The sequence below is a fragment of the Calderihabitans maritimus genome (assembly GCF_002207765.1).
GTDB classification, from domain to species: Bacteria; Bacillota; KKC1; order Calderihabitantales; family Calderihabitantaceae; genus Calderihabitans; species Calderihabitans maritimus.
The window spans coordinates 1-11,715 of sequence record NZ_BDGJ01000101.1; the positions used below are offsets into that span (position 1 = coordinate 1).

Annotated in this window: 10 protein-coding genes; all 10 read left to right on the plus strand. The window is 45.1% G+C overall.

Annotated elements, in window-relative coordinates:
* Nucleotides 1–218 precede the first annotated feature (218 nt).
* The 10 genes from KKC1_RS08635 (at nt 219) to KKC1_RS08675 (ending at nt 11,703) form a co-directional block, all read left to right on the plus strand.
* Entirely contained in the window at nt 219–1,697 is a 1,479-nt protein-coding gene (locus tag KKC1_RS08635) for a sigma-54 interaction domain-containing protein (RefSeq protein ID WP_088554064.1), read from the plus strand.
* 201 nt (nt 1,698–1,898) lie between these two features.
* Nucleotides 1,899–3,053, plus strand: coding sequence for an iron-containing alcohol dehydrogenase (locus KKC1_RS08640; RefSeq protein WP_088554065.1), 1,155 nt, complete (start codon nt 1,899–1,901; stop codon nt 3,051–3,053).
* A gap of 190 nt (nt 3,054–3,243) precedes the next feature.
* Nucleotides 3,244–3,384, plus strand: coding sequence for a hypothetical protein (locus KKC1_RS16040; RefSeq protein WP_153802854.1), 141 nt, complete (start codon nt 3,244–3,246; stop codon nt 3,382–3,384).
* Nucleotides 3,385–3,455: 71 nt separating this feature from the next.
* Complete coding sequence (locus KKC1_RS08645) at nt 3,456–4,949, plus strand: sodium:solute symporter family protein (RefSeq protein ID WP_238134255.1); 1,494 nt, start codon at nt 3,456–3,458, stop codon at nt 4,947–4,949.
* A 169-nt stretch (nt 4,950–5,118) separates the two neighbouring features.
* Nucleotides 5,119–5,721 carry a hypothetical protein gene (locus tag KKC1_RS08650; RefSeq protein WP_088554067.1) on the plus strand — a complete coding sequence of 201 codons (603 nt, stop codon included), beginning with the start codon at nt 5,119–5,121 and terminating at the stop codon, nt 5,719–5,721.
* Nucleotides 5,722–5,856: 135 nt separating this feature from the next.
* Nucleotides 5,857–7,590: an aldehyde ferredoxin oxidoreductase C-terminal domain-containing protein gene (locus KKC1_RS08655; RefSeq protein WP_088554068.1), complete on the plus strand. Its 1,734-nt coding sequence runs from the start codon at nt 5,857–5,859 to the stop codon at nt 7,588–7,590.
* 55 nt (nt 7,591–7,645) lie between these two features.
* A complete protein-coding gene (locus KKC1_RS08660) occupies nt 7,646–8,743 on the plus strand; it encodes a zinc-binding dehydrogenase (RefSeq protein ID WP_088554069.1) in 1,098 nt (365 codons plus the stop codon).
* A 36-nt stretch (nt 8,744–8,779) separates the two neighbouring features.
* The gene (locus tag KKC1_RS08665) at nt 8,780–9,025 is read left to right on the plus strand and encodes a MoaD/ThiS family protein (RefSeq protein ID WP_088554070.1); all 246 of its coding nucleotides are present in this window, start codon (nt 8,780–8,782) and stop codon (nt 9,023–9,025) included.
* A gap of 559 nt (nt 9,026–9,584) precedes the next feature.
* Nucleotides 9,585–10,457, plus strand: a complete 873-nt coding sequence (locus tag KKC1_RS08670) for an HpcH/HpaI aldolase/citrate lyase family protein (RefSeq protein ID WP_088554071.1) — start codon at nt 9,585–9,587, stop codon at nt 10,455–10,457.
* 22 nt (nt 10,458–10,479) lie between these two features.
* A complete protein-coding gene (locus tag KKC1_RS08675; RefSeq protein ID WP_088554072.1) occupies nt 10,480–11,703 on the plus strand; it encodes a succinate--CoA ligase subunit beta in 1,224 nt (407 codons plus the stop codon).
* Nucleotides 11,704–11,715 lie beyond the last annotated feature (12 nt).

Genomic DNA, 11,715 nt, shown 5'->3' on the forward strand with positions numbered 1-11,715 from the left:
TCTTCTATTTTTTTGCCCCAAATCCTCCCTTGTGGAAATTGATGGATTCTACCCAAGTTTATTTTACACTAACGGCAAAATTACAATTCTACAACTAACTTTAGTGTAGGGATTGTTAGTAATTTAGCGTAAGTAGAACTTATCTTGATTTCCTTGTTGAAGCAGAGGAGTTTCAATATAAATGTCGAAATATTTCAAAAACAAAGAGAGGGGGGTGAATGCTGTTGAAGAATGCTTTTTCGAAGCAAATATCATTCCTTTTGGGTGGTGTAGGAGATCATCTAGTCCCTTTACATACATCTTTAAATTCTATTAAAGGAGATACCCGGCAGTTTAAACATGCGAAAAGAATGAATTATAAGGGGAAACCAGCACGTATTGCTGATACCCAGACTGGCTTTTATTTTACTGACGGACAGGCTTATACGCTGGGCGTTAACGGTGCCTACGAATGTTTAACTGGTCTGCATGGTGATGAACTGTTCGGCCGCAACATGAGTGAGCTGGTAGATAAGCGTTACTTTGACTGCTCGGCTTCTCTGAGAGTGTTGGAACAGAGGTACCCTATTACTTTTATCCAACATGTGCTTAAAACTGGTCGAAAAGTTATGGTTACCGGGAATCCCGTATTTGATGAAGAAGGCAATATTATTATGGTAGTAACGACGGTGAGGCCCCTTCGAAATAACAAGTGTGAACACATAACTAAACCTATGCCTTTTAATCAATTGGTTGAATTACCCGAGATTGGAACCGTCGTTTTTGAAAGTGAGGCCATGAAACAAATAGTGACCCAAGCCATTCGTGCTGCATTTTCCGATGCTACCGTCTTGATCCAGGGCGATTCTGGCGTCGGTAAAGAAGTTGTGGCCAGGCTTATCCATGAATACAGTCCGAGAAAGCATAAACCATTCGTAGTGGTTAACGCTGCTGCTATTCCGGGGGAACTTTTTGAGGCAGAAATGTTCGGCTACCGTTCGGGAGCTTTTACAGGTGCCCGACGAGAGGGGCAACCTGGATTGGTTAAGGCTGCAAATGGTGGTACTCTGTTTCTGGATGAAATTAGTGAGGTACCCCTCTCTGCACAGGCAAAGCTATTGAGGTTGCTCCAGAATAAAGAATTATACCCCCTGGGTAGCGGGCAGCCAGAAAGGGTAGATGTGCGCTTTGTGGCTGCTTCCAACCAAGATTTAGCACGGTTGGTTCGTGAGGGGCGTTTTCGGAAGGATCTATATTACCGATTAAACGTGATATCCCTTTATATTCCACCTCTGGCAGAGCGACGGGAGGATATCATACCCCTGGCGAAGCATTTTTTTAAGTTTTACCTGGTTCGTTATAATATGAAAAAAATTCTGACTCCGGAAGCCTTGCAGGAGTTAGCCAACTACCACTGGCCAGGTAATGTCCGGGAGTTACAAAACCTGATGGAACGACTGGTGGTTCTGACTCCGGGGGAAAAAATTACCGCTCAAATGGTTATTAGCGAACTGGAAGGATTAGCCGAACAGTTATCCACCGTTCCCCTTGCCCAGAAAACTCAAGAAAACCTGGAAAGAGCAGTAGAAAAATTCGAAAAGGATCTTATTCAGCAGGCGCTTAAAAAATATCGCACATACGAAGAAGCATCCCGTGCCTTAGGCATTCACAGGAGCACCCTGGCTCGGAAAATAAAAAAATATAATATTACAAAATAGCGCAGTAATGCGCTATTTTTTGTTGCACCTTTGCTGCATTCAGAGCTAGTAAAAAGGAGAGTTAAAGAGGAGCGATATGTATCAGGCCAAGAATACAAGGAATAATTAACAGCTAATTAAGAACATTCTAAAAGGCATGAATTTTGCTAACATGGTAATTGCCGAAACCAATACATATAAGCAGATAGGAGGTAAGTTTGCATGAAAATCAGTTACTTTTGGACAGCTAGCACGATTATTACCGGAAGAGGTAGTCTTGCGCGCATTTCTGATGAAGTTAAAAATCTAGGGGCCACCAAAATTTTGGTAGTCACTGATCCTATCCTTTCAAAGAGCGGTCTGGTAGAGCGGGTAAGAGAAGCCCTGGTTCCCGCTGGCCTGGAAGTCGGACTTTTTAGTGAAGTTGAGCCCGAACCGTCCCTGGAGATAGTTATGAAATGTCAACAGGCAATTAAAGAAAGCGGCTGTGACCTCCTGATAGCTGTAGGGGGTGGCAGTTCCATAGACGTGGCCAAGGCTGCTTCCGTTTTGGCGACCAACGGGGGAAAAATCAGAGACTATATTGGCGTAAATCTAGTACCCAATCCGGGCATACCGGTTATCGCGGTACCTACTACGGCTGGTACGGGTAGTGAAGTAACGCCTATTGCTATTCTTTCTGATGTTGATGAAGAGGTTAAAAAGGGAATGGTGAGTTCGTACCTGATTCCCAGGGTAGCCATTGTGGATCCGGAGCTAACGGTTACCATGCCTCCGCACATTACGGCTGCCACTGGTATGGATGCCCTAACCCACGCCGTGGAGGCATACATTTCCGTTAATGCCACAACAATTACTGATGTGCTAGCCCTAGAAGCTATCAGACTCATTTCGCGAAATCTACGTACTGCTGTGGCGAATGGCCAAGATATGGAAGCTAGAAGCAACATGGCTATGGCCAGTCTGCTGGCAGGCATTGCCTTTGCCAATGCTGGTGTTGCTGCCGTACACGCGTTAGCTTACCCTCTGGGCGCGCAGTTTCACGTTCCTCATGGTGTAGCAAATAGCGTATTACTGCCCTATGTAATGGAATTCAACTTACTTGGTGTTCTGACTAAGTTCAAGACCATGGCCATGGCTATGGGTGAGAGGGTTGAGGAACTGTCTGATCGCATGGCGGCAGATAAGTTCATAGAGAGTATTAAACAGCTGGCTACCGATGTGAGAGTTCCCTTACATATGCGTGAGCTTGGTGTAACTGCGGAGGCTATACCAGGCATGGCAGAGAGTGCCATCAAAATTACTCGTTTGCTGGCCAATAATCCGAGAAGACTCACGGTGGATGAAATAAAGGAGATTTATGAAAGGGCATTGTAAAGACGAAAGCAGTAGTTAAGACGCACAGTAATATGTCAAGGGCCAAAATTGGAAATTAGATGAAGCGGCCCTATAAAACTTTATAATTCTTCTCGTGTAGCGATAGGAGGTGATCAGGATGAAGTTTCTATGACTGTTCAAGAGGCAGTGAAGTACGTCTTAAAATTAGAAAAAGGGGGGAGCTGATTTTATGACAGTATTAGGAGTTGTAACTCTTACTTCTTTAGCTTACATTGCGTTAGTGCTTTTGTGGGTTTATTGGCTCGAAGATTATTTTGAACAGCGGGATAACATACTTTTCGGTGGCGATATGGAGGGTGATGGTGAATGAGTACGGCAACGTTTGGTTGGCTTTATTTGGCTCTCTTTTGCCTTCTTATGATCTATTTAGGGTATGTGGGGATGAAAAAAACAGTTACGGAGGAAGATTACGCGGTTGCTCGAAGCTCGTATCCGTGGTGGGTTTTGGCATTAGCCTACGTAGCTACTACTGCTAGTGGGTCTACTTTCATGGGTATTCCGGGTATGGCCTACAAAATGGGGTTCAAGGCTCTTTACTACCCGATGATTTATCCAATAGGCATATACCTGGGATCTACACTCCTGGCCCGGCGCACCAAGAAAATGGGAGACCGCTTAGGGTCATTGAGTATTCCAGACTACTTAGGTGACTATTATCAGAGCAATTTAATTCGAGTTATGGCAGCTGTGCTAGGAATATTCCTGATTTACTATATTATGGCGCAGTTGGTAGCAGCCGGACAAATGTTTACAGTTGTTCTGGGACTTGAATACAAGTACGCAATATGGTTTGCAGGGGGCCTTGTAGCTCTATATATGGCTATGGGTGGTTCCCATAGTGATATTCTTACAGATGCTGTACAGGGGTTTTTGATGTTGCTGATAGTTATCCTTATTATTGTTCTGTTTTTCACCGGTTATCCGGTGGGAGGCGGTGGAGCCTCTGCTGTTAATGCGGCTTTACCCGATAACATGCAATGGACAGTCCATACTGATCCGAATAATCCCATTTTCTACGCATGGTGGACCATTTTCCTTCTATTTATTGCTCATATTCCCTTCACATGTTTACCGCATCTTGGTAACAAATTCTTTGCTTTAAGAGGAACCGGAGCAACCAAGCAGTTTAACGTTGCTGCCAGTATACTTGGTTTAATTATGGGTGCCATGGTTTTTGCCGGGTTGTTAGGTAAGGCAATGGGGCTGGGGGATATTCCACCAGACCAGGTTGTTCCGCAGTTATTTACCAAACTTATGCCGCCATGGCTGGGAGGACTATTATCTATTGCAATTCTATCAGCCATCGTTTCCACCACAGATGGTTTGTTTATGGCTGTTTCTCAGCTTTTTGCAAACGACCTATATCGAAAGACTTATGTTCCTCTAGCTGGTAAAGATCCAAATTCGCCAGAGGTTAACCGTAATGCATTGTTAATCGGCCGAATAGGAGTCGTTGTGGTTGGTGTTGTGGCTATATTGATGGTTCGAAAGCCACCTGCTTTGTTATCAATTTTGTTATGGGTAGGCATTGGAGGTATTGTTAGTGCTTTCGCTGGCCCCATGTTCTTAGCTGCCTTTTGGCATAGAGCTACTCGGGCGGGAGCTATTTGGGGTATGATTGTTTCTTTTGCGTTCTATTTCTGGATTCATCTAGGGCCAAAGCTTGGCCTTTATGAAGGCATATTCCCCTGGAATAAGAACCCTTTTGCCGCCGCCGGAGTAGGAGCTATCATAAGCGTGGCAGTAACCTATATAGTCAGCTTGTTTACGGAGCCGTTACCTGAAGAACATGTTAGAAAATTGTGGGCGCCTCCATCTGCTGGAGAAAAAGCGGGAAGTACAGTTGTCGGGGACAGAACAACTGTACATGCTTAATGCAACCAAAGCAGTAAATTTAGTTAGGCAAAGTGCAAAAATTGTGTCTGATTGTTACGAAAAGCCGGGCGGTCTGGTAAGGAAGTGGATAACATCTTAGTAGCTAAATAAAACCGGTACTGGTGCCAGACCGCCATATCAACTTTGCTAAATGAGGAGGCTCAACTTGGTGCCTGACAGTGGTAGTAGTAAAAAAATTAGTATTCCTGTACTAAAACCTTTAATATCCTCCGATGAGGCAAAACAACTAGTGCTCGGCCGGCACTTATTATTGAAAATGATGAACATGTTTACGCCTTGGAGAGAAAGCTATGATTACCGTGGAGCGCTTTACTATCCGATATATTTACTTTACACACGGGCTACGATTAAGAAACTTTTTCGGCCGTGGGAAGAAATTAGCCAGGTGTATGGTTTCGACGGAGTTACAGGTTTTTGCGGATTGATAGATTATAATTTGCCCGACCGGCTTACTATAGAGGCTATTCACGACTCAATAATTCCAACTTTTTTTGATACTCATACTGTTGTAGAGAGAGGCCTGGATTTTTTCAGGCGCCAGATAGAACGATTATACAGACCGATCAATGCCAAAACCTATCGAATTGAACGGGTAGAAACTTGTTACCTTCTATATTATGTATTCAGTCGTGTTGGGAGAGAAAAAACCTACTTAGTAGACAGTATTACTAAACGGGTTGAGCCAATAAAGCAATTGTTCCCACCTTACGAATTCCGGTATCGAGTACCCCTGAGGGAGAGTTCAATATAGATTTGGGTGACCAAAAAGCTCAAGATCCTAAGCTAAAAGTTACCACTGGATAAGTAGCGCTAGTGAACCGGCTTGGGTCAAGTATGGGAATTACCGCTAAGGATATACGGAGCCTGTTGGGGGAGGGGTTATTTTATGTACTTGCTTCGGGTAAATATGTCAAATCTTAGAACCGCCTTAGAGCCTTTGCCTGAAGAGTATAAGCTTTTGGGCAACAGAGGCCTTGTAGCTGAAATCCTGTGTCGAGAAGTACCTGCTCGGACCAATCCATTAGGTGCTAAGAACAAGTTGATTTTGGCTGGTGGTCCGTTAGCAGGACTGGGCATTTCTAGCGCAGCACGATTGTCGGCCGGTGGCAAGAGTCCCTTAACAGGGGGAATAAAAGAGGCCAATGCTGGTGGAATAGCTGTGCAGCGAATGACCAGACTGGGGATTCGAGCTATTATTGTTGAAGGGCAAGCAGAAACAGGGAAAATTTACTTGCTTTACCTCAAAAAGGATGGCGTAGAACTTTTGCCAGCGGGTGAATTGAAAGGGCTTGGGACTTACGACGTGGCGAAGAAGTTGCGTGCACGCTACGGGAAAGACATTGGTGTTATTACGATTGGTCCTGCTGGTGAGATGTTAATGAATTTGGCCGGGATTTTTGCTACCGATTCCGAGGGCCAAACCAGCCGCGCCTGCGCCCGGGGAGGCCTTGGGGCGGTAATGGGGAGTAAAGGGCTTAAAGCCATAGTTATCGCAAATGACGGGGACTATCGGGTACCTGTCCATGACGAAGAGGCCTTTAAGAAGGCCCGAAAAGAATTTATCAAAGTATTAATGACTACACCTCAGACTTCAGAAATCTATACTAATTATGGTACAGCCAGTGCCTTAGCCCCTATAAACAAGTTGGGGGGCTTGCCTACTTATAATTTCAGACAAGGTTCCTTTGAAAAGGCGGAAGCTATCGACGGGGATGCCCTTTATGACCTGATTGAAAAGCGAAATGGCGCGGGAAAACACTCTCATGCCTGTATGAACGGATGTGTGATTCGCTGTTCAAACGTAGTACCTGATGAGGAAGGTAATACCTTAGTGTCGCCCTTGGAATATGAGACCTTAGCGTTGTTAGGCTCAAACTTGGGGATAGCAGATTTGGACGCGATTGCAAGTTTAAATAAGCTCTGTAACGATATAGGCATCGATACCATCGAGACAGGAGCAGCCTTAGGAGTTGCCATCGAGGCGGGGATGGCGCCGTTTGGAGATGCCCAAGAAATCTATCGTATCATAGAAGAAGAAATTGGTCAGGGTACAATTTTAGGTCGTGTTTTAGGACAGGGAACCCTCATTACAGGAAGAGTGTTGGGCATAAGTCGATTACCGGTCGTGAAAGGACAGGCTATAGCGGCCCACGATCCTCGGGCTATTAAAGGTATGACTATAACCTATGCTATGAGCCCGATGGGAGGTGACCACACTGCCGGCGTTACCCTGCGAGCTCCTATTGATCATCACAAGCCAGAGGGGCAGATGGAACTATCCAGGAACATTCAGGTAATAGTTGCTGCTCACGATAGTTTGGGTTTTTGCATGTTTGTGATACCCGCTGTAGGGGGAAAGCCTGAATATGTCGTTAATCTCATTAATGCGGTTTATGGCACCAACTTTCAACCGGAGTGGCTCATGGAATACGGCAAAGATGTTATCAAGAAAGAACGAGCCTTTAATTTGGCTGCAGGTTTTAATGAAGTTCATGACCGGCTGCCTGAAATGTTTCTGGAGGAGGAACTACCGCCACACAATTTAGTTTCTGATTTATCCGAGGAAGATTACCGGCGATATTGGGATACCGAATTTTGGGGTGAATTCCCCAAATTGTGAATTTTTTGGCTTAATCTAATTCAATTTGGCAATTAATCTTAGGGGGAATAACTAAATGAGTAAAGGGAAAGTAGCAGCTCTAGTGGGGCCTAAAAAAGTGGAAATCAAGGAGTTTAATTTACCGGAGGTACAGCCGGGAGCCGTGCTCTTGAAGGTTCGTAGGAGCAATCTGTGCGGATCTGAACTACATATTTGGAGGTGGCATCATCCGGTCATTAAACATGCGGTTTTAGGACATGAAATGATCGGTGAAATTTTCGAATTGGGGGAAGGTGTAACAACTGATTATGCAGGCAATCCTGTTAGTGTAGGAGATAAGGTAGTACCGGCATATTACCTGACTTGTCTGAAATGCCGTTCTTGTTTGAGGGGAGATTTTAACCTGTGTCAGAATGCCTATGCTTTCTGGTCGCAGCCTCCTGAGAAGCCACCCCATTTTACCGGAACTTTTGCTACCCACTACTACGTACAGCCTAATCAGTATTTCTATAAAGTTCCTGATAGTGTTCCTGATGCGGTGGCGGCCGGTGCTAATTGTGGGCTTTCGCAGGTAATTTGTGGATTGGACCTGGCTGAACTTAGGAACGGAGAGTCAGTAGTCATTCAGGGAGCAGGCGGTCTTGGTCTTTATGCCGTAGCGGTAGCAAAAGAAAAAGGCGCTAAGGTAATTGTAATTGACAAAGTTAAGGAACGTTTGGAGCAGGCTAAAGCCTTTGGTGCCGATTATGTTATCGATTTGAATGAATTTACCACCTTAGAATCTCGAAGCCGAGAGGTACAGAAATTGACGGAAGGCGATGGGGCCGACGTCGTGCTGGAAGTTGCGGGAGTACCGGAAGCCTTAATCGATGGAGTGCATATGATACGGCCTGGGGGACGTTATATTTCCATCGGAAATGTTAATGTGAGTAAGGAATTTGAAGTACCTGTGGCTCCGGGTTTAATTACCAGAAAATGTGCAAAAATTATTGGTGTAGTTAGATATAATCCTTGGTATCTGTACCGGGCCCTGAAGTTCCTGGAGCGGAATCACGCCAGATATCCGTTTGACAAGCTGACCGACAAAGAGTACGGCTTAGAAGAGGTCCCTGAGGCGCTACAAAAGGCGGAGAACAGGGTAGTTACAAGAGCGGCTATCGTACCGAACAAATAGTTATCGTAAGTACAAAATGTTTGGGGGCTATGGTGAATGCGAGTCAAGGTGAAGCTTTACGGACATTTGCGCAAATTTGTTGCCAAACTGCAAGAAGCAAACGGGAATACAGGATGGGTGGAACTTAATGACGAGGCTACAGTAATGGACATTTACACTGCTATTGGTTTGAATTTCGATGAAGTCATGGTTGTCGATATTAACGGCAAAATTGTAGGTAAAGAAGCAAAACTGCGAACAGGCGATTTGGTCAGTTTCTTTCCTACAGTGGGCGGAGGATAACTCATCGTTTTATGGAACCCTCGTAAATGTATAGTTGTAGCCGGGGTTCCTTTATACTAAGGCTGTTGTTCCATTAGTCGTCTTTCATATATTTGCTTTCACCGCGATCCGATGATTTGCGTCGTTTATGTAGGTCGTGGTACACATGTCCTTAAGGTGATTTTTTGCACCAAATTGTCTTGGACAACAGGGTATAAAAACAAATCGATTTCGAGTTGGGTGCTGCGAGATTATAAGAGAGTGCCGCCGTCTGGCGGGGATAACCATGTTTTAATTATAAACGGTCTAGTGTTAAAAAAATAAACAAAGCATTTTTTAAGATGAGAAGAGTAATTTTTCTGTTTTTCGTATTGTCTGTAGGGTGAAATGTCGTATTCGAGTACCGAAAGGACTGAAAAACGCCTTTAACGGAAAATTTGTAGCCCCTTTGATAGGGGCTTTAATTTTTGGCAACAGTTTGGCATCAAATTTGCGTATCCACAATGAAACGTGAACTAAAAGCAAGGACGGCTAGATGGCAAAAAGGAACGTCGGTTACTTTACAAGGGGGTCTTGCGTCATGGTTCCCATGCGAAGCTTACTTTTTGCGCCCGGGAATAATTTTAGAAGGGTGGAAAAGGCTCTTAGCCTGAATGCGGATGGCGTCATCGTGGATTTGGAGGATGCTGTAGCGCTTACAGAAAAGAAAGCTGCCAGGGAGATGGTAAGAAAAGCCTTAGAAATTCCTCGGCGCAACAGGCTTTATGTACGTGTAAATGCCTTGGATACGGACTTTATCCAGGATGATTTGGAGGAAGTGATTCGGCCTGGGTTGGATGGAGTTGTACTTCCCAAGGCGGAATCGGCGGAGGGTATTCGGTATGTTGACTGGCTCATCAGCCAGCAGGAAAAAAAACATGGCCTTGGTTCTGGTACATTAGACCTGATCCCTATCATCGAATCGGCGTTGGGTGTTGTACGAGCTTTAGAGATTGCGTCTGCTTCGAAGAGAGTTTCAAGGCTGGCTTTTGGAGCAATTGATTTTACTTTGGATATTGGCACTAATTTTAGCAAATCAGGTACGGAGGTGTTTTATGCCCGTAGTCAATTAGTAATAGCCTCGAGTGCGGCACGCATTCAGCCTCCGGTAGATACGCCTTACCCTGATATTCAAGATATTGAGGGGTTGGTAGCTGATACCAAAAAGGTGCGACAATTAGGTTTCTTTGGACGTTTGGTAATTCATCCATCTCAAATCCAACCGGTAAATGAAATTTTTACTCCTACTGCCGATGAAATAGAACATGCTAGACGGGTTGTTGAAGCTTTTAATGAAGCGGAGGCCAGGGGGATAGCTGCCATTCAGCTTGACGGAAAGTTTATCGACTACCCGGTAGCTGCTCGGGCTAAAAAAGTATTGGAACTGGTGGAAACCTTACGGGATAAGAACTAAAAAATAGAAGGGGGTAATGTTAATGGCTAGGTTGCTGGAGAATCAAAGTAAAGATATCCTGCGCCAGGCGGGCATACCTGTACCGGAATATTATGTGGCTGGAAGCCCGGAGCAAGCCGCTGAAATTGTTGAAAAACTGGGAAAGCCTGTTGTATTAAAGGCGCTGGTACCAATTGGCAAAAGAGGTAAGGCGGGAGCTATCAAATTTGCCGATAATGCCGAACAGGCGCGTGTTCTTACCGGGGAACTGCTGCAAATGACGGTATCTAAATACCCTGTACAACAGGTGCTGGTAGAGGAGAAATTGGAGATAAAGGAGGAACTGTACGTTTCGATCACCATTGATCGAGTTAAGCAATTGCCAGTAATCATTGCCAGCTTAAGTGGCGGCATAGATGTGGAGGAACTGACGAAAAAACATCCCGAGAAGGTTTGCACTTATTATGTTCACCCCTGGAAAGGATTGTTTGATTATCAGAGCCGAGAGATCTGGGCTGGTTTAGGAGTTAGTGGGAAGCGCTTGGTTAAACTAGGAGGTTTATTAAAAAAGCTATATAAGGTGTTTGAAGATTATGAAGCCTATATTCTGGAGATTAACCCGCTGGTTGTGACAACTGATGACGAGATTGTGGCGGCTGCTTCGGTGATGGCTATTGATGACAGTGCTATGTTCCGCCACCCGGAACTGGCTGGTAAAGTCCAGATGGGGACTGAGCGGGCCTGGCGGCCTTTGACCGATCTGGAAAAAAAGGCGGTAGAAGTTAACGAGGCTGATCCTTATCGTGGGACAGCACGGTATACCGAGATGGAGGATGGAGATATCGGTTTTATGTGCGGGGGTGGTGGCGGCAGCCTATTATTGTTTGATGCGTTAGTGGAGTTTGGTGGAAGACCCGCTAATTACTCAGAATTTGGGGGCAATCCATCCGACGAAAAAGTTTATGGCCTAACTAAGGTTATCCTGTCTAAGCCTGGAGTGAAGGGATTGTTTGTTGCACAAAACATTACCAACAATACGCAGGTGGATTTAGTGGCTAAAGGTGTGATTCGGGCAATCCGGGAATTGAATATTGACCCCAAGGATTTCCCGATTGTGGTTCGGGAGGCAGGGGTGAACGAAGAGACTGCCCGGCGCCTTTTTGCTGAAGCGGGGATTGAATATTATGGGGACGAAATTACCATGACTGGCGCAGCCCGGCGCATGGTAGAAAAAATGAAAGAGAGATATCCCGGGTACGGAGAGTAAAGGAGGGGAAGA